Here is a 24,518-nt window from a genome sequence, read left to right as displayed (position 1 = left end):
TAGGGCGACAAGGGGTGGGCGAAGGGGTGGAGCGACAGCAGGAAGTCAGCCGGTAAAACCGCGCCAACGGCCGATGCCGGGGTGCACCGGCGTGCGGATGGGGCGCTGGTTCTGCTGCCAAGCGCTCTGACCCTGTTCTGGCGCAGCCCGACGCTCGTCGGTTTCTTCCCGCAACAGACCACGGATGACGGCGCTCACCGCCGACACTTCGGTGTCACTCACACGACCGGTCACGAAAACCAGCTCGGACGGATCGAACTCTGAGGGCTTCGAAGTTGGCATTAGAGCGGGATGTTCCCGTGCTTCTTGGCGGGGAGCGTGGCCCGCTTGGTACGCAGCGCCCGTAGCGCCTTAACGATCGACACGCGCGTGGCGGCCGGTTCGATGATGCCGTCGAGCTCCCCGCGCTCCGCAGCGAGAAAGGGGCTCGCCACGTTGTAGGTGTATTCGTTGGCCAGGCGGGTGCGCACGGCGGCGACGTCTTCGCCAGCCAGCTCGGCCGCCTTGATCTCGGCGCGGTACAGAATGTTCACGGCGCCCTGCCCGCCCATGACGGCGATCTCCGCGGTCGGCCAGGCCAGGTTGGTGTCGGCGCCGAGCTGCTTGGAACCCATCACGATGTACGCGCCGCCGTAGGCCTTGCGCAGAATGACGGTGACAAGCGGCACGGTGGCCTCGGCGTAGGCGTAGAGCAGCTTGGCCCCACGACGAATGATGCCGGTCCATTCCTGGTCGGTGCCGGGCAGAAAGCCCGGCACGTCGACGAGGGTGAGAATGGGAATGGAGAACGCGTCGCAGAACCGCACGAAGCGGGCGGCCTTCTCGCCTGCCTCAATGTTGAGCGTGCCGGCCATGGCGTTGGGCTGGTTGGCGACGATCCCGATCGAGCGGCCCTCGACGCGGGCGAATCCGACGACGATGTTCGGCGCGTACAACGGTTGCGTTTCGAGGAACTCGCCATTGTCGACGATGTGCTCGATGACCGTTTTCACGTCGTAGGGCTGGTTGGGCGAATCGGGGATGATTGTGTTGAGGCGACGGTCGGCATCCGTTGTCTCGAGCTCTACCTCGCTGTCGAACACGGGCAGCTCGGCCAGGTTGTTGTCGGGCAGGTAGCTCAGCAGGGCGCGGGCGAAGTCGAGCGCATCGGGCTCGTCGCTTGCGAGGTAGTGCGAGACGCCCGACACCTTGTTGTGGGTGAGGGCGCCGCCAAGCTCTTCCATGCCGACGTCTTCGCCGGTGACGGTCTTGATCACGTCGGGACCGGTGACGAACATCTGGCTAGTCTTGTCGACCATGATCACGAAGTCGGTCAGCGCGGGCGAATAGACCGCGCCGCCGGCGGCCGGGCCGCAAATGATCGAAATCTGGGGGATGACGCCGGAGGCGGCCGTGTTGCGACGAAAAATCTCGCCATACTTGCCGAGGGCCACCACGCCCTCCTGAATTCGCGCTCCGCCGGAGTCGAGAATGCCAATGATGGGCACGCCGGTCTTCAGGGCGAGGTCCATCACCTTGATGATCTTCTCGCCGGCGACCTCGCCAAGCGAGCCGCCGAAGATGGTGAAGTCCTGCGAGTACACGGCCACCTGGCGGCCGTGGATGGTGCCGGTTCCGGTGACGACCGCGTCGCCATAGGGCCGTTTCTTCTCCATGCCGAAGGCCACGGTGCGGTGCCTGACGAACTCGTCGAGTTCCACGAAGGACCCCTGGTCGAGCAGCAGGTCGACGCGCTCGCGGGCGGTCATTTTGCCCTTGGCGTGCTGCTTCGAGGTTGCGGTTGCCCCGCTGGCGGTCACGGCTTCGTGATAGCGCAGCTTGAGGTCAGCGAGTTTTCCCGCCGTCGTATACAGGTCGGGTGCCGCGGCGGGCGTCTTATCAATCACCGTTTCACTCTACCGGCACCCCTGGGCCGCTCCCCGTTGACGATAATCCACAACTTTTGCCGCCAACCCTGCACGTTCCCCCTCTCTAAACCCTCCCCAGCCCCAGGTCACCCCGCTCCCACCGGCATAACTCGTGCAATGTGGTCAGAAACCACCCGAAATAGGTGTTTTGCGGTCACATTCGACAGAATTGCATGAGTTATGCCGACGAGAGGGTCGCCACCATGGAGTTTTCGCTCAGCCGCACCGAGGTGGGCCGGTTCGAGTACCGGTCCGAGGCCACCTCGACCAACGATGTGCTCAGAGAACTCGCTACAGCGGATGCCGCCGCCTGGCCCGACCTCTCGGTGATCGTCACCGACAACCAGACCCAGGGGCGTGGCCGGCTCGGTCGCGTCTGGCTGGCCCCGACCGGCAAAGCCCTGGCCGTCTCAGTGCTCGTGCGCCCGCGCACCAAAACCGGGAATTCGTTACCGACGGCGAGCCTTGGCTGGTTTCCCCTGCTGGCCGGCGCCGCCATGACCCGGGCGGTCAGAACAGTCGTCGAGGCTTACATAAAACCGGTCGAAGACGTCAAAGAGACCGAGGCCCCCCGCCACGACACAACCCTCAAATGGCCCAACGACGTGCTTATCGACGGCTACAAGGTGTGCGGAATTCTGTGTGAGCTGCTTCCCGACGCTCAGGGCATCGTCATCGGCGCTGGCCTCAACCTTTCGCTCGACGAACACGACCTGCCGACCCTCACCTCTACCTCCCTGCTGCTGGTCACCCGCACCGTGCCCGACCCCGACGCGGTGCTCGCCGCCTATCTGCATGAGCTCGTCACACTCTATGAAGCCTTCGTGAAAGCAAACGGCGACGCAGAGCAGAGCGGCCTGCACGCCGAGGTTTCCGCGCTCTGCGGCACCCTCGGCAGCGCCGTGCGGGTGGAGCTGCCCGGCGGCACCGACCTGGTCGGAACCGCCACCGGCATCGACGCCCAGGGCCGACTGACCGTCGTGAACCAGGCCGATGGTGAGGAACGGTCTGTCGCCGCCGGCGATGTCACCCACCTGCGGTATTAATAGAGGTAATGAAGAAGAAGAAAGCGCTCGAAGAGACGAACGAGACCGAACCCTCCGGCTACGCCCGCGAGAGTCGGCCTGAGAAGGTCGTTGCGCGCCTGCGTCCGCACGCCCGGGTGCTCGTCTGGCCCACCCTGTTGCTGTTCGTACTGGCCGGTGCCACCGGCTACTTCTTCGGCAACCTGCCCGAGCCCTGGCAGAACGCGGCCCTGCTCGCCGGTGCCATCGTGCTCGCCGTTCTCGGCTGGCTCCTGCCGTTCGCCGCCTGGCTCACCAAGCGCTATACGATCACCACCCGCCGCATTATCTTTCGCCACGGATTCTTCGTGCGCACGCGGCAGGAGCTCCTGCACAGCCGCGGCTACGACGTGAGCGTGCGGCAGAACTGGGTGCAGGCCGGGTTCCACTCGGGTACGGTGCTGATCAACTCGGGGCTGGAGCATCCGCTCGTTCTGAGAGACGTACCCAACGTCGACCTCGTGCAGAGCACGCTGCACGACCTCATGGAGCAGGCGAGCACCGTCATGGGCTCCCGCCGCCAGGAGCAGTCGGCCCTCGCCGCCGAGTCAGCGTTCTGGGGTCGCCGCTAGGCGAATCGCCCCCGTGCGCGTGGGCACCGCACTCGAGACAGCGGATGCCGCGGCGACAGCCCCAGCACCAGCTGGCGCGCCGCTCCGGCTCGGCGCGAATACCCAATAGCGGTACAACGTGAAGCGGAACACCGCGCCGAGCAGCAGTCCAACGACGTTGCCGGCGATGTTGTCGGCGAGAACGCTCGTGTAGCCGAGCACGTAGTGGCTGAACCAGAGGCAGCCGATGCCGATGCCCATGCCCACGAGGCTCACCGCGAGAAATTCCAGGCCCTCGCGCGCCGTGTGGTCCTGCCGGTTCTTGCTGAAGGTCCAGTAGCGGTTGCCGAGCCAGTTCACCAGGATGGCCAGCACGGTCGAGATTACCTTGGCGTAGATGGGGCCGGCGTGCACCTCGGATGAGTCGAGCACGCTGGTGCGCAGCAGGTTGAAGACGGTGAAGTCCACCACGAAGCCGAGCGCGCCGACGGCACCGAACTTGAGGCCCTGGCTCAGAAAGTTGAGCAGGCGCTGCTTCAGGGTGATCGACATGCGTCCGTCCGAAGGTTCGGTAAAGTAGAAAAGCACTGAAGTCTCGCAGTCTACGGCTGTTGAAAACCCCCGGGCTGGGTATCCACGCGCGTTTAGCTGAACGCTGGCATAGAAAATGGTGAACAGATGGCTTTGACCGTCGGTGTGATTGGCGCGGGCCAGCTGGCCCGCATGATGATTCCTGCGGCCGTGAACCTCGGCATCGAGCTCAAGGTTCTCGCCGAAGCCGACGGCATGTCGGCCGCGCTCGCCGCCGTCAGCGTCGGCGACTATCGCGACCTGCCCACGGTGCTCGCCTTCGCGAAGACCGTCGACGTGATCACCTTCGACCACGAACACGTGCCGCAAGAGATTCTGCGCGAACTCGTGCGCGCTGGCGTCACCGTGCATCCCGGCCCCGACGCACTGCTCTACGCGCAGGACAAGCTGCTCATGCGCGAAAAACTCGCCGAAATGGGCCTTCCCGTGCCGGACTGGGCGCGCATAACGGATGCCGCCGGCCTCGCCGACTTCTTGAAAGACCACGGCGGCCGGGCCGTCGTGAAGACCGCCCGCGGCGGCTATGACGGTAAGGGCGTGCGCGTGGTCAGCCACGAACACGACGTCGACGACTGGTTTCAGGCGCTCGCCGAAGACGGCAACGACGGTGCCCTGCTGGTCGAAGAGCTCGTGCACTTCAGCCGCGAGCTGGCCCAGGTGGTCGCCCGCCGCCCGAGCGGGGAGATCGCCGTCTGGCCGGTCGTCGAGACCGTGCAGAAAGACGGCGTCTGCGCCGAGGTCATCGCGCCGGCCCCCCAATCCATCGGTCGCCTCGCCGACGTCGCCACCGACATCGCCGTGGCCGTGGCCGAGGGTATCGGCGTCACCGGGGTGCTCGCCGTGGAGCTGTTTCAGACAACGGATGAGCGCCTCCTCATCAACGAGTTGGCGATGCGTCCGCATAACAGCGGTCACTGGTCCATCGACGGATCCACGACGAGCCAGTTCGAGCAACACCTCCGGGCGGTGCTCGACCTGCCGCTCGGCGCGACCGGTGCCAGGGACCCGTGGACGGTCATGGTCAACATCTTCGGCGGGCCCGCGTCCGGCTCGCTCAGTGACCGGTATGCGAGCGCGCTGGCGCAGCATCCGCTCGTGAAAGTGCACAACTATGGCAAGGCCTCACGGCCCGGCCGCAAGGTGGGCCACGTCACCGCGGGCGGCGACGATCTCGACGAAGTTGCCTACCAGGCGCGTGCCACGGCACAAATCTTTCAGGACACTGCACCAATAGAAGCGTAATAGGATCATCTGCGTGCCAGACAATTTCGAGCCTTCCAGCGTGCCCACGAACTCCGGCGCGCCGCTCGTCGGCCTGGTCATGGGCAGCGACTCCGACTTCACCGTCATGAGCGCAGCCGTGCAAACCCTCAAGGACTTCGGTGTGGCGCACGAGGTGCAGGTAGTCTCGGCGCACCGCACCCCCGAAAAGATGCTCGACTATGGCCGCAGCGCGCAGGCCCGCGGCCTCAAGGTGATCATCGCCGGAGCCGGGGGAGCCGCGCACCTGCCCGGCATGCTCGCCGCCATGACGACGCTGCCCGTAGTGGGGGTGCCCGTTCCGCTCGGGCTGCTCGACGGCCTCGACTCGCTGCTGTCGATCGTGCAGATGCCGGCCGGCGTGCCCGTCGCGACCGTGTCGATCGGCGGGGCCAAGAACGCCGCACTCATCGCCATCAAAATTCTCGCTACGAGTGATGACAGGCTGCGACTGAAGCTCGAAGACTATTCCAAAGCACTCGCCGACCTGGTCGAGCAGAAGAACCGGGACCTTCAAACGCGATTATGAGTAGTGTTTCCGACCCGATCCGGCACCCGAATTCCGGCTCCACGCGCATAATGACAACGCGTGCGTGGTGGCTTGTCGTACTCAATTTCGTGCTCCCCGGGTCGGCGCAGGTACTCGCTGGCAACCGTCGGCTCGGCCGGTTCGGCCTTCGCGCCACGCTCATTCTGATTACCATCGCGATCATCGCTGGCGCTATCTACCTGCTGTGGCCCACTGTTGTGCTCACCGTGTTCACGAACACCATTGGCCTCTGGGCGGCCGCCGTGGTGCTCGCGTTCTACGCGCTCACCTGGCTCGTGCTCACCGTCAACACCCTCGGCTTGATCAACCTGGTGAAGGCCGCGCCCGGCGCCCGCCCGCTCATCGCTGCATTTTCGGCGGCGCTCATGGTCGTTGTCTGCGGCACTGCGGGCTACGGTGCCTTCGTCGCCACCTCGGCGAGCGGATTCCTCTCCTCCGTCTTCGTTGCAGGCCCGAGCGAACCTCCGGTCGACGGTCGATACAACATCCTGTTGCTCGGCGGTGACGCCGGTGCAGACCGTGACGGCCTCCGCCCCGACAGCCTCTCCGTGGTCAGCATCGACGCCACGACCGGACAGGCCACGACCATCAGCCTGCCGCGCAACCTGGAGGACGTGCCGTTCTCGGCCGGTTCCTCGCTCGGAGCGCTCTACCCCGAGGGCTACGGTTCCATCGACGGATGCGACGTATCGGCCTGCATGCTCAACTCCATCTTCACTGAGGCCGAGTTGAAACGCCCCGAGTACTACCCGAACGCGACCGCCGAGGGCAGCTCCCCGGGCATTCAGGCCACGCTCGAGGCGGCGCAGGGCATAACCGGACTGACGATTCAATACTTCGTTCTCATCGACATGCAGGGCTTCTCCGACCTCATCGACGCGCTCGGCGGCGTCGACATCGATGTGCAGAACCGCGTGCCGGTGCACACCGACGAGAGTTTCAGCGAAGTCTTGTTCTGGTTTGAGCCGGGAATGCAGCACATGGACGGCTACCACGCCCTCTGGTTTGCCCGCTCCCGGCACGGCACGAGCGACTACGACCGTATGCAGCGCCAGACCCAGATGCAGGAGGCCCTGCTCGCGCAGGCCAGCCCGGCGAACGTGCTCACCAAGTTTCAGGGCGTGGCCGCCGCAGGCACCCGCGTCGTCAAGACCGACGTGCCGCAGGGCATGCTCGGCTATTTCGTGAATCTCGCCGCCAAGACCAAGGAATTGCCGGTGCAATCGGTGCCGTTGATTCCCGAGAACGGCGTCGACCCCGAAGACCCCGACTATGCCGCCATCCAGGCCATGATCGCCGCGGCCCTGGCCCCAGCGCCCAGGGCCACACCCGCGCCGTAGCTCGTAGCCCGACGCCCGACGCCCGACGCCCGTAGCCCGACGCCCGCTAGTCGGTCGGCTCACTGCGGCGAAACGAGAACTTCTTGTGCCCGAAGAAGCTCAGCAGCGTCGTGAACGCGAGAATGATCAGCTGGGCCAGCAGCGGCGGCACCCGGGCCACCTCGACCAGCAGCGGCAGTGCAGCGGCGTTGATGCCGATCGCAATCAGGTAGACGCTCACGAACCGGGCGAAGTCTCGCAGCAGGTGGCCATGCACCACGAACACGAAGCGTCGGTACAGCACGAAGGCGAGGGTGATGCCGACCACGTACGAGAGCGCGAGGCTGAGCAGGTAGCCGAGGTAGACATCCGTGAAAACCCAGAGGGTGAAAGCCGAGAAGACCACGTAGCCAACGAGCGTGTTGGTGGCTCCGACCGCGAGAAAGCGCACGCGCTGGTCTCGTAGGAAGCGCACTTTGAACTACAGGTCCGCGTGCAACTGCCAGACCCGCTCGGCGGAGTCCCGCCAGCTGAACGCCCGCGAGCGGTCGCCGCCAAAGACAGTCATGCGGCCCCGCAGCACGCTGTCGCCGAGCACCCGGTTGATCGCGTCAATGAGCCGGCCGGGGTATTCCTTCGGATCCGATCGCTCGACCGCAACACCGGCGTCACCGGCTGCTTCGAGCAGGGCCGGGGCGTCGGAGTGCACGACGGGCGTGCCGAGATGGAACGCCTCGATGATCGGCAGCGCGAAGCCTTCTTCCAGGCTCGGATACACAAAGACGCTTGCCCGGGCGATCACCACGGCCAGGTCGGAGTCGCTCAGCCCCGACAGGGCACGCACACGGCCCGGTGCGAGCCCGGCTTCATCGGCGACCGACGCGAGGTCGAGCTCGCCCCAGGTATCGGGACCGAGCACGATCAGCGGCAGGTCCGGCGCACCCGGTAGCCCGAGCGCCGTGATCAACGCGGTCACGGCCTTGCGTGGGTCGAGCGACCCCGAGGTCAGCAAATATTGCGACGGCAGCCCCAGCGCCTGCAGGCGCTCCTCGACCAGGGGAATGGCCGGCAACGCGAGCCCGCGTCCAACGGCGCCGCCGATCACTCGCACGCGGTCGCCGAGGTCCATGATCTCGGTCAGCTGGCGTGCCACGGCATGGCTCGGCACGACAATGGCGTCGGCATGCTTGCGGGCGCGCTTGAGCATGCCCTTGGTCCAGGCCACGGTTGCCGGGGTCAGCGACGACGGATGCGTCCAGGCGAGCACGTCGTGCAGCGTCACCGCGATCTGGGTGCCATCGTCGGCACGATTATGGCGGCGCAGCGGCGCAAGCAGCCCCGGTGCGTGGATAAGGCCGGTGCCCGACGATGCCGTCACGCCGAGCGCCCAGGCCGCGGCAAGCTCGCGGCGCGCCAGCGTGGTTTTGTGCAGATTGCCCAGGCCGGGCAGGGCGGCTTCGATCAGTTCGTACTGTGCGGGGGTCGAAGATGAGACGATACCCTCAACGTCACACTCGGCCGGAGCGCTAGCGATCAGCGCGCGGGTGAGTTCCTCGGTGTAACGCCCGATGCCTCCCGGCACCGGGGCGACCATCTGGTCGACGACTACCCGCAGGGTGATCATGCTGTCTCGAAAACTCCGGCGGCGAAGGCCGCAGCCTGGGCCTGCTGCCAGCTGCGCATCGGCGCCAGCCCGGCGCCAGCCCAATTGGCGTGGCCGAGCACCGAGTAGGCCGGCCGCGGTGCCGGAAGCACAAAGGCCGAGCTGTCGGTCGGCAGCACGCGCTCCGGGTCGAGTCCGGCGAGGGCGAAGACGTCTCGGGCCTGGTCGAACTTCGACGCCATGCCGGAGTTCGTGCCGTGGTAGATGCCAGCGGGCGCGTCGGAGTCGAGCAGCAGCACGATCTGCGCGGCCAAGTCCACCGTCCAGGTGGGCTGGCCTACCTGGTCGTTGACGACGTTCAGCGTGTCGCGCGTGCCAGCGGCCTTGAGCATGGTCTTGGCGAAGTTAGGCCCATTCTTGCCGTACAGCCAGGCGGTGCGCACGATGTAGCTGCGCGCGCCGTTTTCAGCGAGCACGAACTCCTCACCGGCCGCCTTGGTGCGGCCGTAGGCCGAGATCGGGCTGTGCGGCGTGTTCTCGGCAAAGGGCGTGGTCGCGCTGCCGTCAAAGACGTAGTCCGTTGAAATCTGCACGAGCGTCGCCGGCACAGCGGATGCCGCCACCGCCAGGTTCCGCGGCCCCACCGCGTTCACGGCGTAGGCCTCGTCTTCGTTCGTTTCGGCGTCGTCGACCTTGGTGTACGCGGCGCAGTTGATGATGACGTCGTGCCCGGCGACGGCGGACGTGACCGCGGCGAGATCGGTCACGTCGAGGTCGCTCCGGCCGAGGGCCGTCACGTCGCGTCCGGCCAGAGCCGTCTGCAGGTCGCGGCCCAGCATGCCGGTGGCCCCGGTGATCAAATAACGGGTCATGTTAGTTCAGCGCCGCACGAGCCTTGAGCGGTTCCCACCACTGGCGGTTGTCGCGGTACCACTGCACAACATCGGCGAGGCCCTGTTCGAACGGAACCTCGGGGGCATAGCCGAGTTCGGCCTGAATCTTCGAGATGTCCACCGAGTAGCGCAGGTCGTGGCCGAGCCGGTCCGCGACGCGGTCAACATAGGACCAGTCCTTGCCGGTCGAGTCGAGCAGCAGCTGGGTGAGCTCCTTATTGGTGAGCTCGGTGCCGCCGCCGATGTTGTAGATCTCGCCGGCGCGGCCGCCAACGAGCACCATGGCGATAGCGCGGGTGTGGTCGTCCACGTGCAGCCAGTCGCGAATGTTGTTGCCCTCGCCGTAGAGGGGAACGTGCAGGTCGTCGATCAGGTTGCTGACGAAGAGCGGGATGACTTTTTCGGGAAAGTGGTACGGGCCGTAGTTGTTCGAGCACCGGGTGATCGACACGTTGAGGCCGTGGGTGCGGTGGTAGCTGCGGGCGAGCAGGTCGCTGCCGGCCTTCGACGCGCTGTAGGGGGAGTTGGGTTCGAGGGCCCGCTCCTCGTTCCAGGAGCCTTCGGCGATGGAGCCGTAGACCTCGTCGGTGGAGACGTGCACGAACCGGGCCAGCTTGTGGCGCAGCGCCGCATCGAGCAGCTGCTGGGTGCCGAGAACGTTGGTCTCGACGAAGATCGTCGAGTCCATCACGGAGCGGTCCACGTGCGATTCGGCGGCGAAGTGCACCACCGCGTCGAGCCCGGGGAACAGGGTGTCGAGCAGCTTGCCGTCGCGGATGTCGCCGTGCACAAAGGAGTATCGCGGAGAATCGGCGATCGGGGCAAGGTTTTCGAGGTTGCCCGAGTAGGTCAGGGCGTCAAGCACGACAACCTCGGCGCCCTCAAGGCCCGGATACTTGTCTTCAATCGTGCGTCGAACAAAGTTGGAGCCGATAAAACCGGCGCCGCCGGTGACGAGAATCTTCATAGGTGGCAGTGACCTTGTCTGTAGGCGAAAAAAGAACCGAGTCCACCTTACCCATTGCCCGTGGTCAGAACGTAAGCGAACCGATAGAGGCATTCAAAGCACTCACAGCGAATTGTCGCAATAATCAACCCGACAAACGTCAATAATCATTCGCTGAAGGCGAGCAACGGCCAGATAATCTGAACTCGGTCCAGATCGATTCTCTGCGAGGCGACATCCGCGTTCTACTCACTGGGGGAGTTTACGGTCTTGCACCCGATGAGGGTGTGGCCTCCCGTTCCATTGTTGATGCCGGAGACACGAACCGTTCGTGGACCCGATGCTGCCGCGACGGTTTCAGTGAAGCCATGATTTCCGCCGTAAGTAGGATATGTTGCTCCGACGTCGGTGCGGGCCTTGTCCGCGACGTGTGCTGTACTCGCGGCGTCGACATAAGAGTGCACGCTAAGTGGGGCGGCGGTCTCCGGGTCCAAGGCCCAACCGGATACAGAGACAGCTTCCGGAGAAACGTCCCCGAACTCGAGATTCCCGATGGGGACCAGTCCTGAATCTGCACACGCAACACGGATCGTCACACTCTTACACCACGGTTCGGATACGAACCTAGCCGGTGCACTCATGTTGAGCAATCGCAACAACGACTGTAAGTTGACCTCGTGTCCGTTTCGTTGGAATCCCCGATATTTTGATTCATCGACCGGACATGAAATCAGACCGGCACAGATCGCATTAGTTATAGTGGAGTAGCGATGCGGGAATCTTCCCGGCCGCCCCCGTTGGTGCGGACGCCATCCACTCGTGATCGACATCCGACAGCCGACTACCGAGTTCTTGGAGTGTCGTGTGCCAGAGTTTAAGCCCGGATTCGTGTCAGTCATTATCGTCAACTTTCGTGGCGCGGCCGACACGCTCGAATGCGTTCGCACCCTGATCGGCGTGGATTGGCCCGCTGATCGCCTCGAGATCATTGTCGTTGAAAACGGTTCGGGAGATGACAGCGAAAACTCGATTCGAGCCGCGATGACGGAGATGCCCAGCGTGCAGCTCATTGTGTCGGATGAGAACCTTGGCTTCACCGGCGGAAGTAACCTGGGAGCTAGCCACGCCAAAGGCGAATTCGTTGCGTTTCTCAACAATGACGCGAAGCCCGACGCCGGTTGGATTCGCGGAGCCATCAAACAGTTTGAGATCAGCCCGCAGGTCGCAGCCGTGGGAAGCAAGGTTCTCAACTGGGAAGGTACCCACGTTGATTTTGTGGGTGGCAGTGTTACGTGGTTCGGGATGGGTTACAAAGACCACGTGACTGAGCTGGACGATGTGAGGTTCGACCGCCCCCGAGACATCCTTTTTGGCACAGGTTCAGCCTTGTTCGTTCGTGGCGAAGTCTTCAGATCCGTAGGAGGTTTTGACGAGCGGATGTTCATGTTCTACGACGACGTAGATCTAGGATGGCGCCTCAACTTGCTCGGATACCGCGTTCGATACGCGCCCGCGTCAAAGGTTTTCCACAAGCACCACGGTTCGATGAAAAGCTTCGGACAGTACCGTGAGATGTATCTGCTTGAGCGCAATGCACTGTTCATGCTCTACAAAAATCTGTCCGCCGAATCCCTGGCAACTTTCCTTCCCGCAGCCTTAGCCCTGTCTGCGCGACGTTCTATCGCGAAGAGTGGACTCGACTCTGAATCCTTTGACATCCGACGCTTCACGGGCTCTTCCGACGAATTTGACCCGACTATGGAGGTTGACAAGGAAGCCATCGCCGGTTTCTTTGCCATAGATCAATTCGTAGCGAACCTGCCAAATTTGGAAATCGATCGGGTGAATCTTCAGTCGCGCCGAACGAAGACTGATTCCGAGCTTTTTCGCCTCTTCGGGGACATGTTTACGCCCCTTTTCGATGCTGCACACTTCACTGATGGTCTCGAGCGCATCGTATCCAGCTTCCACATTGATTCGCTAAAAGAACGCCGACGCATTTTGGTCGTAACCGGGGATTCCTTGGGTCAAAAAATGGCCGGACCGGCCATGCGCGCTTGGAAAATTTCTGAAGCTCTCTCAACTGAAAACGACGTACGTTTGGTCACTTGGAACGTCGCCAGCCGATCATCGGATTTGTTCGAGGTGTCTCGAGTGCGTCTCGGCAACGAGCGCGACATGAAGGTGCATGAAGGGTGGGCTGACGTAATCGTTTTCCAGGGTCACGCCCTGCACCATTTTAAAACCCTCCTTGATTCAGACAAAATCATCGTCGCTGACCTCTACGATCCCATGCACCTAGAGCAGCTTGAGCAGGGGCGGGAATTTGGAACAGAGAGCTGGGTCGCCCAGGTGCGTGGTGCGAACGACGTACTCAATCAGCAATTGGAACGGGGAGATTTTTTCCTGTGTGCTTCCGATCGGCAGCGCATGTTTTGGTTGGGTCAGCTCACTGCGCTGGGTCGCGTCAACCCGCACACGTATTCCGCCGACGAGAACCTCGAAGGCCTCATTGCAATTGCGCCGTTCGGGATGGATGCACAGTCGCCGGTACATACGCGTGAAGCGATACGCGGGGTTGTTCCAGGAATCGGCAAGGACGACAAGGTCGTTATCTGGGGCGGTGGGATCTACAACTGGTTCGATACGCTCACCCTTATCCGTGCGATCGGGCGGGTCGCTGAGACGCATCCCGACGTTCGACTCTTTTTCCTCGGTGTCGCGCATCCGAACCCAGACGTACCTGAAATGGAAATCGTGTCGAAGACCCGTGACTTGGTTGAGCAACTCGGGCTCGCGGGTAAAAATGTCTTCTTCAATGAGCAGTGGGTTGCGCTCGATGATCGGCAAAACTACCTTCTCGAGGCCGATGCCGGTGTCAGCACCCACTACGCCCACATTGAAACGACCTTCTCCTTCAGGACTCGAATTCTGGACTATATGTGGGCAGAACTGCCAATTGTCACGACTAACGGTGATGGATTCGGTGACCTCGTGGAGCGCACCGGAATGGGTATCTCGGTACCGGAGCGGAATGTCGAAGCGCTGGCCGACGCCCTTATAAAGGTGCTCTACGACGACGAGATAAAAAGGAATGCTCACGCTGCCGTGCTAGAGGTGCGCGAGCAGTTCACTTGGGCTGAAGCGCTTCGCCCGTTGATAGAGTTCTGCCGCGATCCGCAGATTGCACCGGATCGTGCAACCCGCCTTGCTGGTCAACGCGTCGAACGTGTGCGTTCTGTTCGCAAGAGTGCCCTAACGAGGTCGACTCCAGAGGGCAGATTGCATGAAGCCGCGACGACATCAACTGGCCTCGCCCGCGAGGTGGCGCTCATCCGGTATTACGTCACCGAGGGCGGGGTCACGATGTTGGCTAGCAAGGCCAAGAGTCGTGTGGTTAGTGTTCTAGGCGGGAAAGCGACTACATAACCGAAATCGTGCGCTAGCTGGACCTGCGCACACCACCTAATCGAGCAATAAGATCTGCCGGGGTAGGCGGAGAACCATCAGCCACGACGGAGCAGGAGCACGAACTATGAAAATCGCAATGACGATGATGGTTAGAGACGAAGCCGACATAATCGAAGCGATGATCAGGTTCCACCTCGATCAAGGCGTCGACATGATCATCGTCACAGACAACGGTTCAGTTGATGGCACGGCCGAAATCCTCGGAGCCCTCGAACGCGATGGGCTAATCGATCTACGGCACGATCCCGTGCAGCGAAAACAGCAGGGAGAAATTGTCACCAAGATGGCTCGGGATGCGTACACGCTCCATGGTGCTGATTGGGTACTCAACGCAGATGCAGATGAATTTTGGAGCGCCGCTGACCCGAGACTTTCGCTGCGATCTGCGTTCGAAGGCATCGACACGGGAATTCAATCATTCACAGTCCCTGTCATCGACATGATCGGTGCTCCTGCGCTCGACGGTAGCGGCCTACAGCGCCTGTGTTACCAAGATCGTCGCAGTGACGACAGTCTCAAAGCTATTGGTTTGCTCGCACATTCGACACACGACTCAGCTCACATCGGCAGCCCTGATGTCACGGTCGCTCAGGGGAATCACTATGTCAGTCTGGACAGCCGCGGGGCACCCGACGTCGCGCACCAGATTGAAGTACGCCACTTTCCATGGCGCTCCTGGGCACAGTACAGTCGCAAGGTGGAGAGTTCCGGCCGTGCCTATGAAAGTCAGACCGTTCTAAAGCCAAGCCCGAACCACCATGGTATGCATGACTACAAACGGCTTCAAGAGGGGACGCTGCTGTCGCATTACCTGCTGCGCCACCCTACTGAGGCGGAACTGAGTGATGGCCTTTCCGTCGGGGAGTTCGTGGCAGACGCGAGAATCAGCGCGTCGGTTGCGTCTCCCCGTTTGGATACTCTGATTGAGCCATCAATAGAGCTTGCTGCGCGGAGATTCCTTCGAACGTACCAAGCACTCGAAGTTAGATTTGCCGCAGCCCAACAGCAGGCTTTCGAGCATCAACGCCTGTCCGACCGACTTGAAACCAGCCAGATGCGCGAAAGCGATCTCCGCGCGGAGCTTGAACTGCAGAGAAATCGCCGCATCGTGCGCCTCATTGACCGATTTGCTGCAAGCTCTCGTCGATTGAACCGCCGCACGCGCAGGTAGGTTGCCCGATCCACTCTGCGAGTTACGGTGGATGCTCGAGACGAGGTGGTCCCAAGCCACCGACGCGGCCAGACGAAACCAGATCAAGGCGGGCAGTCAGCCCGCCGTTATACTATAAGAGTCCTTGACTCTCGAAGAATAGTGGTGCTGTGTTGTTCTCTGCCGAAGACCGTTTCACGGCGTTGACGAAGCAACCGCTCAAGGCAATTGGTACGGCCAACGGTGGAGCACTCAGCACTTGGGAATCGATCAAGTCCATCCACGCTCACCGCGAGGTGCTCGCGCTTCTGGTCAGGCGCGATCTCAAAGCTCGATACAAGGACAGCGCCCTCGGGCTCGTGTGGACTCTAATTCGACCCCTCACACAGCTCTTTATCTACTACATCGTTATGGGCAAATTTCTCGGGGCCGAACGCGGCATTCCAGACTTCGCGATCTATGTCTTCACGGGGCTCACCGTCTACGGGCTCCTCAGCGAGATCATTTCAGGTGGCACCTCATCAATTGTCGGTAACGGTGGCTTGATCAAGAAGATCTACTTGCCACGCGAGATCTTCCCCCTCGCAAGCGTCGGTTCAGCGCTGTTCAACTTCAGCATCCAAATGGGCGTCTTGATCGTCGCGCTCTTTGCTGTTGGGCACCCATCTCTTCACACCGGCCTGCTGTACTTTTTTCCTGCACTAGCAATCATCGTAGTCTTCGGCACTGCGTTCGCTCTGCTTCTATCTGCCACAAATGTATACTTGCGCGACGTACAGTACCTCGTCGACGTGGTTCTGCTCATTCTGCTGTGGGCATCACCGATCGTTTATTCTTGGGAGATGGCCCGCAATATTATGGGCGACGGCGTTCTGCTCGCGCTCTACACAAACAATCCGATCACTCTTGCTGTTCTCGGTTTTCAACAAGCTTTTTGGGTCGGTGGTGCTCCGACCGCAGCCTTCCCCAACGATCTGCTGATGCGTATGGGAATTGCCCTAATCGTAGGCATCGTTCTTCTGTTTGGATTTCACCGCGTCTTCGCTCGTCTGCAGGGCAATTTTGCCCAGGAACTGTAATGACTAATCACCAGGATTCCCTTCCGGACGAACAAAATGAAGGACGGGCAGCCATGACTGATTCCCCAGAGACCAACGACGCCCCCGACATCGTTGTCGTGAAGGACGTCTCCAAGAGATTCGTAATCCGCAAAGACAACTCTCTCAAAGAGCGCATTGTCACCTTCGGACGGATAGGCAAACGGCACCGCGAAGAATTTTGGGCACTGCGCGACGTGAGCGTGACTATTCAAGCCGGTAGCACAGTGGGGCTGATCGGGCACAATGGATCGGGCAAGAGTACACTCCTCAAGGTTCTCGGCGGGATCCTAGACCCCACCACCGGAACTGTTGCACGCCGCGGCCGGATCGCGGCCCTGCTGGAATTGGGTGCCGGATTCCACCCCGACTTAACCGGACGCGAGAACGTCTTCCTCAACGCGTCCATTCTGGGCCTCAGCCGTGAAGTAACCGAAGCTCGCTTTCCCGAAATCCTGGCTTTCTCCGGTATCGGCGACTTCATCGACACGCAGGTGAAGTTTTACTCATCGGGCATGTACGTGCGACTCGCTTTTTCCGTGGCCGTGCACACCGACCCGGATCTCTTGCTCGTGGACGAAGTCCTCGCCGTCGGCGACGAGGCGTTCCAGCGCAAGTGCATGGACAAGATCCGCTCCTTCCAGGAGGAGGGCCGCACGATCGTGCTCGTCACCCACTCGCTCGGCCAGGTCGCCGACCTCTGCGACCGTGCGATCTTGCTCAACAAGGGTGAGGTCGTATTCGATGGTGAACCACGACAGGCTGTTGTGAATTTCAGAAACATTCTGGAAGGGCGCCGAATCGCGGAGGAGGAGCAGGATGCTCCCGTCCATGCGCAGGTCAAGCGGGATGCTCAGATCCTCTCGGCCAAGGCCCAAGCAGCTGACAGACTACCGGGTGAGATGCTTCAGATGGGTGACGACCTCGTCGTGACTGCTGAAATTGAGCATCTCACGGACACCGATGAAGACTGGAATTGCGCTATTCAAATCGATAGCACTCAGGGGCAGGCAGTTTACGGGACCTCCACACGGCTGCTCGGTAAGAAGCTGCGTCCGGTGAAGGGGCCCCGCTCTATTCAATTCACCCTAAAGGACACCAGATTTGGTACGGGCAAGTACTTTGTGAATGTCTCGATCATGCACCCGTCTGGTGTGCATATTGCTGATTTCCCTCAGGCATGTTCCTTCGACGTGGCATATAACCCGCTCGCCGTTGGGACGGTCTATGCAGCACCGTCCTTTTCGGATTTAGGTACGACCAAGTAACGAGTACTCGTCTATTCCCTAATGCTCAACGCTCGAAATAGGTAATCAATCTGTATGTCCCAGTCCAGCGCACCCAATCCGCCGAAAGTTGCTGTCGTAACGGTGAGTTACGGCTCAGAGGATGTTCTCGGGCCGTTTCTCGAGTCTCTATCAGAGGCCTCAGTTTTTCCCCTAAGCATCGTTGTGGCCGACAATAAACCACGAGGCAACACCACCACGGAGGAAATTACCAGTCGAATTGAAGGGTTGGCGAAAGATTTCGGGGCCCACTACCTTCCGATGAGTTCCAACCGCGGCTATGGTCACGCGATAAATCAGGCGGTGAAAATTCTCGCGCCCGAAATCGAGTGGGTCGTCGTCAGCAACCCTGATGTCATAGCGGGGCTCGGAGCGATAGATCTCCTGGTCGATACACTTTGCAGCGATCAGAACATTGCAGCCGTTGGCCCTCGCATACTAACCAACTCCGGCGAAATCTACCCGTCTGCCCGAAGTATTCCATCCCTATCAGGCGGGATCGGTCATGCCCTCTTCTCGCACGTGTGGCCGGCAAATCCGTGGACACGCAACTATCGCCGCGATGCCGTAGCCAGCCCAACCCAGCGCGATGCAGGCTGGCTGTCAGGTGCATTTCTTGTCGTCCGCCGGACCGTACTAGAGAGACTGCACGGGTTTGACGAAGACTATTTTATGTATTTCGAAGATGTCGACTTGGGTTACCGCATCAGCAAGATCGGTTTACGGAGTGTTTATGAGCCCGCAGCGGTCGTGACCCATACTGGCGCACATTCGACTTCGATTGAAGCTGGCAGCATGCTCAGCGCTCACCACCGCAGCGCCAAGCGCTTCGTCTCGAAGCAGTACCCAGGAATGCTCCTCTGGCCGGTGCGACGTCTACTCGGGGCAGGTCTCGATATGCGTTCGTGGCTATTTGAACGCAAAAGCCACTAGCTGTACCCGGCCAAGATGTTAGTGACTGAAGGGCTTGAAAAGGGAAGACCTCCGGTGCTTAGTGGAGATGTTTAACGTCTCACTTCACAACGGAGGTCCTTACATCACACATTTATGTCAGGTTGAATATTTGCGGAAGGGCCCTACTCTTCGAATGAGCTCTCGGCGGTCGTCCGGCGGCGTGCGCCGTTAAGGAACTCGGCATCTCACGGCAGTGTGCGTATCGGTGGGTGCGCCGTTTCCGTGATGAGGTCGAAGCCGGTCTCAGCGACCGGTCGTCGCGGCCGCACTCGATGCCATCCCTAACCTGAATACTGGCTGCCGAGGGAGCCAGGTGCGGTGCGGGTGGAGGCTACTGAACCGAAACTGGGCCGAGATCCTCATCCGCGGCCCAACTCATCCCGGGCAAACGCACCTCGCTAACTCCTGCAGCTGCGCACTCGCGTCGGTATCTGTTAACGCCACCTGAATATCGGGCAATTTCTGCGGCGGTTTCTAGGGGTCGTTGCAACGCCGGCTGGTCTATTCAGTAATCAGTAGCTAAGCGAAGGGGACTGCCCCCGGTTTGGTTGACTCCTGACCTGTGGAGATTCGTCTTCGCTGGAAGGATGTCATCATGCCCAAGCCCTACCCACCCGATTTCCGCCGCGATGTTGTCGCCGTGGCCAGGAAGCACGAAGCCCCGCTAAACCAGATCGCGAAGGACTTCGGCATCTCGGAGTCCTGCCTTGCGAACTGGCTGAGAAAAGCCGACGTCGAAGAGGGCGTGAAGCCGGGCGTGACCGGGAAGTAGTCAGCGGAGCTCCGCGATGCGAAGAAACGCATCCGGCTGCTCGAGCAAGAAGCCGAGGTTATGCGCCGGGCAGTCACCTACCTGTCCCGGGACGTCAACCCAAAATGATCTACCCGCTGATCCTCGAAATGGCCGTCGACGGTGTCCCCGTCACGCTGACCTGCCGGGTGTTGCGCTTCTCCAAACAAGCGTTCTACAAGTGGAAGCGCAACCCCATTTTCCCGCGCGACTGGGACGACGCCCACCTCACTAACGCCGCCGGGGACGCGCACCAGGACGACCCCGCGTTCGGCTACCGGTTCATCGCCGACGAGCTCCACCAGGCGGGCCTCACAGCGGGTGAGAACCGGGTCTGGCGGCTGGCTTCGAGCAGTGACCCTGGAGGGTTTTCGCGAAGAAACGCGGCCTGACACGCAAGGCCGGCCCTCCCATCCACGACGACCTCGTCAAGCGGAAGTTCATCGCTACACGCCCGAACCAGCTCTGGCTCACCGACATCACCGAACACCGCACCGATGAGGGCAAGCTCTACCTCTGCGCGATCAAGGACGCCTGCTCGAACAAGATCGTCGGCTTCTCGATTGATTCGCGGATGAAAGCGTCCCTGGCCGTCGCCGCGGGCCGGAAACCGATTGGCCAACGCACCATCGACGGCACGATCCTGCATTCCGATCGCGGGTCGCAATTTCGCTCTAACGCCTTCCTGCGGGTGCTGAAGAACAACGGCATCACCGGGTCGATGGGGTGCGTCGGCGCCTGCGGCGACAACGCCGCGATGGAGTCGTTCTTCGCGCTGCTGCAGAAGATCGTCCCCGACCGGCAACGTTGGGCGACCCGGGAGGAACTGCGCCTCGCGATCGTCGTCTGGATCGAGCGGACCTACCACCGCAAGCGCCGGCAACGCCGCCTCGGCGAGCTCACCTCGATCGAGTTTGAGACTATACACATAGCCCTCAAGGCCGCCTGAAACCACTAACCCCGTGAGTCAACTGAACGCGGGGCAGTCCCTAATGCTGTAAAAGATCAACGGGCTCCGCGCCCGAGTGTCAAGGGTCGTGGACCTCCAGAGCCGCAGTTGAGAGATCGTTGGGCGCTATCGCTTCCTCGCTCATAATCGAGCAGGGGTTGTCTGTCGCCTACGGACGATGGTTTTTTCCTATGTTCCTGGGATGTCCTAGATAGCGAGTAAGGGAACCTACCCGGTGAATCGCTCCGGTGGGCGCTGTGCGCTCGCTGCGCAAGCAGCAGGGCAGAAGCGACCGGTCAGCTTCGATGCGTGCTCTTGGGCACGTCGGCGCCACCGGCCACCGGCCCACGGGGAAGGCAGTGCCGGGGACTTTTCCAGGACTTTGACCGAAGCTGGCCTGACTCCCCGCGAGTATCGAGCCGTTTCGGATATGGCGGCAGAGTGGACCTCATTGTCTCTCGCGCTTCAAATGTCGCCCAAGTTTCCCGGTTCGAGGGCGGAATCCACTCTTGAACGCTCTTAGAGACTGGCCAGCTCGCGCACGGTGGAAGCGAACTCCCGGGCTACCCGGACAGGCGACGTCGCAAGGGCCGCGGCATTAGCAGCATGACGCGCAGCAATATCTCCGTGAAATCGTAGTCCGGCTGCGAGCAGATCAGTCTCCAATTGGTTGGAATCCATATAAGACACCCAGTCGTGGACATGCAGATACGCGCTTGAAGGAGCGCGTCGAATCGAAACGGGCAGGCCAAAAGACGCCGCAAGTGACACGACACTAACATTGAGGGATTCTCGATATGGCAAGACCATGACATCCGCGGCGTTACACCAATACTGCATCCGGTCAGGTTCAATATAACCAATTTCTGCAGTCAACCCCGCTCGAGGAGCGAACAGCTCGTCAATCTGCTCGTTAGAATAGCCGGGTCCCAGCGGGCCCGCGACAAGCAGCTTCAACCGGTTACATTTGGCATGCGCTTTATCGAATTCCGGAATCAGGTCTGCCAGCCCCTTGTACGGTCGGATTGATCCCACAAATAACAGGACGATGTCGTCAGAGTTGAGCCCATGCGCCCGCCTAGCCTCAACCGCGCTCACCGTGTTCGGGAACCTTCCTAGATAGCTCGGATGGTCAATCTGTGTGGTCTTGGCTGGAGGCAGCGTATACCAGTCGCTGACTAGTCGAGGAGTGTCCGGATTCATGATCATGATCGTGTCGGCCAATGTCGCAAGGCCTTGACAGAGGACGAGTTCAGACGACAAATACTGCATTTCGTGCGGGAGAACATTGTGGACAGTCCAAACGATGCGTCCGCCAAGTTCGCGAAATTGAGTGAGCTCGTCCAGAACTCTGAGAACTCCTGTCATGGAAGCCACGACATTATCGGCTCTCTGACTGATGGGTGCCGTCCAGTTCAGATGGAGGACGACCGAGCCGCCGTCGCGGAGGATTTCCCGCATCCACGGTTCGACCCTGATCGACTCCAATATCTTTATCTCAATACCGTCCCGACGAAGGTCCCCGTACATGATTTCCTGCCAGTCGTTATCCGGATAGTAAGGGAAGACTGCCAGGGCTAGGGTTCGCCAAGGTTTCGCCGCATCTTCCCTCCCATCAAGTCGATTGGGAACGAGTTTCCGTGTCATCGCGGACCTATGCTCAATCGTCGAAAGGCGTTCCCGAGCCGGGATTTAACTCGCCAGTAAACGCCCCGTTGTCGCTGCAGCCTAGACAGTTCGACGGTCATCCGGGTTAGGTCTTCTGAGAACTTCGCACAAAGTTCTGTGGAGAATCGTACCTCGGCGACAAGTTGATCCCGCGCTATGAATAGACGGCGTTCTAGTTCAACAATTCGTTCCGATTCCCGGTTCACGGTTTCCTCGACCAGTTCTGGGTTAGAGCGCAGGGCGGAGGGCGGCGAGATCCGCCAAATACCGACCGTATCCGCTTTTGAGAAGGGGCGCAGCGAGCACAGCAAGTTGGGCATCCGTTATCCACCCGGCGCGCCAGGCGATCTCTTCGATGCAGCCGACCTTAAAGCCCTGACGGTCTTCTATGACGCGAACGTACTCTGATGCCTGCATCATCGACTCGAATGTGCCGGTATCTAGCCAGGCTGTTCCGCGATCAAGTACCTGGACGTGAAGGGTGCCGTGTTCCAGATACCGCTCATTCACCGTGCTTATTTCCAGCTCGCCGCGGGCACTAGGCTCGATGGTCTTCGCGATCTCAACGACGGAATTATCGTAGAAATAGAGGCCGGGAACGGCGTAGTTGCTCTTTGGCTTTGCCGGCTTCTCCTCAATGGAAATTGCCGTTCCAGACTTGTCGAACTCGACCACACCGTATGACGTCGGATTGCTGACATGGTAAGCAAAGATTCGAGCACCCTCGATCTCAGCGTTGCCACGCAAAGACGAACCGAGGCCGGCGCCGTGAAAGATGTTGTCCCCCAGAACCAGCGCAACGCTGTGATCACCGATGAATTCTTCACCGATGATGAACGCTTGGGCGAGACCATCCGGCGAGGCCTGAACTGCGTACTCGATTCGAATACCAAGTTCGGAGCCATCTCCGAGCAGAGCGCGGAATTGAGCGTTGTATTCGGGAGTCGTGATGATCAGAATTTCTTTGATGTCCGCCATCATCAGAGTCGACAACGGATAGTAAATCATCGGCTTGTCATATATGGGCATGAGCTGCTTTGAGATGCCCTTGGTGATTGGCCACAGGCGCGTGCCCGAGCCCCCGGCGAGAATAATTCCGCGCATAAGCGTTAGTTCCTGTCGTTCAAAGTGGCATAGTGCGCGCGGGCGGCGTCCCAGGTAGGAAGCAAATTGGATGCCGCTGCGGCCGCGAGGGTGGGCGCAGCTGTGTCTTTCGGAGACAGCAGAAGTTCGCCGGCCTCAGGTGGAAACACGAGCGCGATTTCTTCGTCGAGAGGACTGATGCCGTGTTCGCGACCTGGGCTAAAGGTGCTGTTCACGAGGTAGCTGACAGTTGCGTTGTCGGTCAATGCGACGAAGCAGTGCCCGAGTCCTTCGGCGATGTAGACGGCACGGCGATCGCTGTCGTCGAGTAGGACGCTGTCCCACTGGCCGTACGTGGGAGAACCAACTCGAATATCGATGATGTAGTCGAGTATGGCGCCGTGAACGGCGGTGACGTACTTCGCTTGGCTGGGCGGGATATCCGCAAAGTGAATGCCGCGCACTGAACCACGTTTGGACACGGAAGTGTTGGCCTGAGCTAAGTCGAGCCTGTGCCCGACCTTCTCCTCGAGCTTGTCAAACCGGTACCACTCGAGGAACACTCCCCGGTCGTCACCAAACTGCTTCGGAGTGATTTCGAATGAATCTGGGATGGAGAGTTCGCGAATCTGCACTCCCAAAGTCTAGCAAGCGTGATACGCGTGGCTTTTGGGCTCCCCAACTTGTTCACATCGGCCGGTTAAATGAGCGGCCTCCGGGCGATGCCGAACTTAGAGTAAGCGCTAGCGTGGCGAATAGTGCGCCGGCTGAAGTCAGTTTAAGCGCGTTGGGGTTGATGGAACCCATGACGAAAAGTGACACAGGCGGCACCGCTGTGGCTACGGCAAACATTGTCCAGCGATGTAAGCCGAGCTGACGGAGGGACACAATCATTGTGGCTAAGGGCGCCGGGCACGGGAGCCTATTCATGATTCGCATCGCATGCAGTACGAGGTCGCCTGATGTCACCAGCGCGGATACGTTAACGATGGCATAGAACAGGGGGAATTCACACCAGCGATGTATTCGCTTGTACAAGTACGTCACTGTAGCCATCAAGGGGTGGTTGGCAATCCGCCGTGATGGTGGGGTCGAAGGCGAACAGTCCTGCTCATAGGAATTTGCAACGTAAGCGGGCACCGTCACTTCCATCTGGGACGGCTGAGATGCTGATTTGCTCCCTGTCAAATCTCCATTTGCTGCGGCGACGGCCCTAATCGCGTGAACCGGTTCGTCTGGAAGGACATGAGTAAAGAGGCCAACGCCCAGAGCGTTGCCAGAACGGTCAGCGCCGAGGGATGGCCAGAAAGATCGCCATCGACCGGTTTGAGGCTGCGATTCCGGAAGTGGGACGGTGAAAGTCATTGATGTGCCGGCTTTGTGCTG

21 protein-coding genes and 2 pseudogenes are annotated in these 24,518 nt (G+C 60.8%); 12 read left to right on the top strand and 11 right to left on the bottom strand.

Features of this window, described 5'->3' with window-relative positions:
* Positions 1–45: 45 nt before the first annotated feature.
* Both E3T47_RS00920 and E3T47_RS00915 read right to left on the bottom strand, forming a co-directional pair.
* Complete coding sequence (locus tag E3T47_RS00920; RefSeq protein ID WP_134553780.1) at positions 46–282, bottom strand: acyl-CoA carboxylase subunit epsilon; 237 nt, start codon at positions 280–282, stop codon at positions 46–48.
* The gene (locus E3T47_RS00915; RefSeq protein WP_241981834.1) at positions 282–1,886 is read right to left on the bottom strand and encodes an acyl-CoA carboxylase subunit beta; all 1,605 of its coding nucleotides are present in this window, start codon (positions 1,884–1,886) and stop codon (positions 282–284) included. The genes E3T47_RS00920 and E3T47_RS00915 overlap by 1 nt, the downstream gene beginning before the upstream one ends.
* Positions 1,887–2,080: 194 nt before the next feature.
* Here E3T47_RS00915 and E3T47_RS00910 point away from each other — a divergent pair, with 194 nt between their 5' ends.
* Both E3T47_RS00910 and E3T47_RS00905 read left to right on the top strand, forming a co-directional pair.
* Complete coding sequence (locus E3T47_RS00910; protein WP_241981833.1) at positions 2,081–2,953, top strand: biotin--[acetyl-CoA-carboxylase] ligase; 873 nt, start codon at positions 2,081–2,083, stop codon at positions 2,951–2,953.
* An 8-nt stretch (positions 2,954–2,961) separates the two neighbouring features.
* The gene (locus E3T47_RS00905) at positions 2,962–3,543 is read left to right on the top strand and encodes a PH domain-containing protein (protein ID WP_134553779.1); all 582 of its coding nucleotides are present in this window, start codon (positions 2,962–2,964) and stop codon (positions 3,541–3,543) included.
* Here the strand turns inward: E3T47_RS00905 and E3T47_RS00900 are convergent.
* Complete coding sequence (locus tag E3T47_RS00900; RefSeq protein WP_134553778.1) at positions 3,520–4,074, bottom strand: GtrA family protein; 555 nt, start codon at positions 4,072–4,074, stop codon at positions 3,520–3,522. The two genes, E3T47_RS00905 and E3T47_RS00900, sit on opposite strands and share 24 nt — an antisense overlap.
* A gap of 126 nt (positions 4,075–4,200) precedes the next feature.
* On the opposite strand from E3T47_RS00900, the gene E3T47_RS00895 reads away from it, so the two are divergent.
* The 3 genes from E3T47_RS00895 to E3T47_RS00885 all read left to right on the top strand — a co-directional run bounded on the left by E3T47_RS00895 (position 4,201) and on the right by E3T47_RS00885 (position 7,263).
* Complete coding sequence (locus E3T47_RS00895) at positions 4,201–5,355, top strand: 5-(carboxyamino)imidazole ribonucleotide synthase (RefSeq protein ID WP_134553777.1); 1,155 nt, start codon at positions 4,201–4,203, stop codon at positions 5,353–5,355.
* Positions 5,356–5,434: 79 nt separating this feature from the next.
* A complete protein-coding gene (gene purE, locus E3T47_RS00890; protein ID WP_134553882.1) occupies positions 5,435–5,902 on the top strand; it encodes a 5-(carboxyamino)imidazole ribonucleotide mutase in 468 nt (155 codons plus the stop codon).
* 50 nt (positions 5,903–5,952) lie between these two features.
* Entirely contained in the window at positions 5,953–7,263 is a 1,311-nt protein-coding gene (locus E3T47_RS00885; protein WP_134553776.1) for an LCP family protein, read from the top strand.
* A 46-nt stretch (positions 7,264–7,309) separates the two neighbouring features.
* Here E3T47_RS00885 and E3T47_RS00880 read toward each other — a convergent pair whose 3' ends face one another.
* From E3T47_RS00880 to rfbB, 4 genes are read right to left on the bottom strand one after another with little or no spacing between them, the layout of a single operon-like run.
* Positions 7,310–7,717 (bottom strand): GtrA family protein, encoded by a 408-nt coding sequence (locus tag E3T47_RS00880; protein WP_134553775.1) that lies wholly within the window; start codon positions 7,715–7,717, stop codon positions 7,310–7,312.
* A gap of 6 nt (positions 7,718–7,723) precedes the next feature.
* Positions 7,724–8,866: a glycosyltransferase family 4 protein gene (locus tag E3T47_RS00875; RefSeq protein ID WP_134553774.1), complete on the bottom strand. Its 1,143-nt coding sequence runs from the start codon at positions 8,864–8,866 to the stop codon at positions 7,724–7,726.
* Positions 8,863–9,717: a dTDP-4-dehydrorhamnose reductase gene (gene rfbD / locus E3T47_RS00870; protein WP_134553773.1), complete on the bottom strand. Its 855-nt coding sequence runs from the start codon at positions 9,715–9,717 to the stop codon at positions 8,863–8,865. The genes E3T47_RS00875 and rfbD overlap by 4 nt, the downstream gene beginning before the upstream one ends.
* Before the next feature lies 1 nt (position 9,718).
* A complete protein-coding gene (rfbB, locus tag E3T47_RS00865; RefSeq protein ID WP_105035105.1) occupies positions 9,719–10,705 on the bottom strand; it encodes a dTDP-glucose 4,6-dehydratase in 987 nt (328 codons plus the stop codon).
* 867 nt (positions 10,706–11,572) lie between these two features.
* Here rfbB and E3T47_RS00860 point away from each other — a divergent pair.
* The 7 genes and pseudogenes from E3T47_RS00860 (at position 11,573) to E3T47_RS00830 (ending at position 20,381) form a co-directional block, all read left to right on the top strand.
* Positions 11,573–14,113 (top strand): glycosyltransferase, encoded by a 2,541-nt coding sequence (locus E3T47_RS00860; protein WP_241981832.1) that lies wholly within the window; start codon positions 11,573–11,575, stop codon positions 14,111–14,113.
* Between the two features lie 106 nt (positions 14,114–14,219).
* Positions 14,220–15,326 carry a glycosyltransferase family 2 protein gene (locus E3T47_RS00855; protein ID WP_241981831.1) on the top strand — a complete coding sequence of 369 codons (1,107 nt, stop codon included), beginning with the start codon at positions 14,220–14,222 and terminating at the stop codon, positions 15,324–15,326.
* A 149-nt stretch (positions 15,327–15,475) separates the two neighbouring features.
* A complete protein-coding gene (locus E3T47_RS00850; protein ID WP_241981830.1) occupies positions 15,476–16,384 on the top strand; it encodes an ABC transporter permease in 909 nt (302 codons plus the stop codon).
* 53 nt (positions 16,385–16,437) lie between these two features.
* On the top strand, positions 16,438–17,670 hold the full coding sequence (locus E3T47_RS00845; RefSeq protein WP_134553879.1) for an ABC transporter ATP-binding protein: 1,233 nt from the start codon (positions 16,438–16,440) through the stop codon (positions 17,668–17,670).
* Between the two features lie 54 nt (positions 17,671–17,724).
* Positions 17,725–18,621, top strand: coding sequence for a glycosyltransferase family 2 protein (locus E3T47_RS00840; protein WP_134553771.1), 897 nt, complete (start codon positions 17,725–17,727; stop codon positions 18,619–18,621).
* A gap of 170 nt (positions 18,622–18,791) precedes the next feature.
* Positions 18,792–18,929: pseudogene (locus tag E3T47_RS00835) on the top strand (helix-turn-helix domain-containing protein); the annotation flags it as partial.
* Between the two features lie 308 nt (positions 18,930–19,237).
* Positions 19,238–20,381 (top strand): annotated as a pseudogene (locus tag E3T47_RS00830) (IS3 family transposase).
* A gap of 519 nt (positions 20,382–20,900) precedes the next feature.
* Here E3T47_RS00830 and E3T47_RS00825 read toward each other — a convergent pair.
* The 4 genes from E3T47_RS00825 to E3T47_RS16705 form a co-directional block, all read right to left on the bottom strand.
* A complete protein-coding gene (locus tag E3T47_RS00825) occupies positions 20,901–22,028 on the bottom strand; it encodes a glycosyltransferase (protein WP_134553770.1) in 1,128 nt (375 codons plus the stop codon).
* 249 nt (positions 22,029–22,277) lie between these two features.
* Positions 22,278–23,153, bottom strand: a complete 876-nt coding sequence (gene rfbA, locus E3T47_RS00820) for a glucose-1-phosphate thymidylyltransferase RfbA (RefSeq protein ID WP_134553769.1) — start codon at positions 23,151–23,153, stop codon at positions 22,278–22,280.
* A gap of 5 nt (positions 23,154–23,158) precedes the next feature.
* On the bottom strand, positions 23,159–23,767 hold the full coding sequence (locus E3T47_RS00815; protein WP_134553768.1) for a dTDP-4-dehydrorhamnose 3,5-epimerase family protein: 609 nt from the start codon (positions 23,765–23,767) through the stop codon (positions 23,159–23,161).
* A 52-nt stretch (positions 23,768–23,819) separates the two neighbouring features.
* Positions 23,820–24,497: a DUF2142 domain-containing protein gene (locus E3T47_RS16705; protein WP_422386459.1), complete on the bottom strand. Its 678-nt coding sequence runs from the start codon at positions 24,495–24,497 to the stop codon at positions 23,820–23,822.
* Between the last annotated feature and the right edge of the window lie 21 nt (positions 24,498–24,518).

It is taken from the genome of Cryobacterium ruanii, from assembly GCF_004404055.1.
Classification (GTDB): domain Bacteria; phylum Actinomycetota; class Actinomycetes; order Actinomycetales; family Microbacteriaceae; genus Cryobacterium; species Cryobacterium ruanii.
Note: the sequence above shows the minus strand (reverse complement) of the source record. Positions and strands in the feature narration are given on the sequence as shown.

Bases quoted from the DNA above. Each gene is read 5' to 3' on its own strand.
- E3T47_RS00920 (WP_134553780.1), bottom strand. From the start codon at position 282: ATGCCAACTTCGAAGCCCTCAGAGTTCGATCCGTCCGAGCTGGTTTTC.
- E3T47_RS00910 (WP_241981833.1), top strand. From the start codon at position 2,081: ATGAGTTATGCCGACGAGAGGGTCGCCACCATGGAGTTTTCGCTCAGC.
- E3T47_RS00905 (WP_134553779.1), top strand. From the start codon at position 2,962: ATGAAGAAGAAGAAAGCGCTCGAAGAGACGAACGAGACCGAACCCTCC.
- E3T47_RS00900 (WP_134553778.1), bottom strand. From the start codon at position 4,074: ATGTCGATCACCCTGAAGCAGCGCCTGCTCAACTTTCTGAGCCAGGGC.
- E3T47_RS00895 (WP_134553777.1), top strand. From the start codon at position 4,201: ATGGCTTTGACCGTCGGTGTGATTGGCGCGGGCCAGCTGGCCCGCATG.
- purE (WP_134553882.1), top strand. From the start codon at position 5,435: ATGGGCAGCGACTCCGACTTCACCGTCATGAGCGCAGCCGTGCAAACC.
- E3T47_RS00885 (WP_134553776.1), top strand. From the start codon at position 5,953: ATGACAACGCGTGCGTGGTGGCTTGTCGTACTCAATTTCGTGCTCCCC.
- E3T47_RS00875 (WP_134553774.1), bottom strand. From the start codon at position 8,866: ATGATCACCCTGCGGGTAGTCGTCGACCAGATGGTCGCCCCGGTGCCG.
- rfbD (WP_134553773.1), bottom strand. From the start codon at position 9,717: ATGACCCGTTATTTGATCACCGGGGCCACCGGCATGCTGGGCCGCGAC.
- rfbB (WP_105035105.1), bottom strand. From the start codon at position 10,705: ATGAAGATTCTCGTCACCGGCGGCGCCGGTTTTATCGGCTCCAACTTT.
- E3T47_RS00855 (WP_241981831.1), top strand. From the start codon at position 14,220: ATGAAAATCGCAATGACGATGATGGTTAGAGACGAAGCCGACATAATC.
- E3T47_RS00845 (WP_134553879.1), top strand. From the start codon at position 16,438: ATGACTGATTCCCCAGAGACCAACGACGCCCCCGACATCGTTGTCGTG.
- E3T47_RS00840 (WP_134553771.1), top strand. From the start codon at position 17,725: ATGTCCCAGTCCAGCGCACCCAATCCGCCGAAAGTTGCTGTCGTAACG.
- E3T47_RS00825 (WP_134553770.1), bottom strand. From the start codon at position 22,028: ATGACACGGAAACTCGTTCCCAATCGACTTGATGGGAGGGAAGATGCG.
- rfbA (WP_134553769.1), bottom strand. From the start codon at position 23,153: ATGCGCGGAATTATTCTCGCCGGGGGCTCGGGCACGCGCCTGTGGCCA.
- E3T47_RS16705 (WP_422386459.1), bottom strand. From the start codon at position 24,497: ATGACTTTCACCGTCCCACTTCCGGAATCGCAGCCTCAAACCGGTCGA.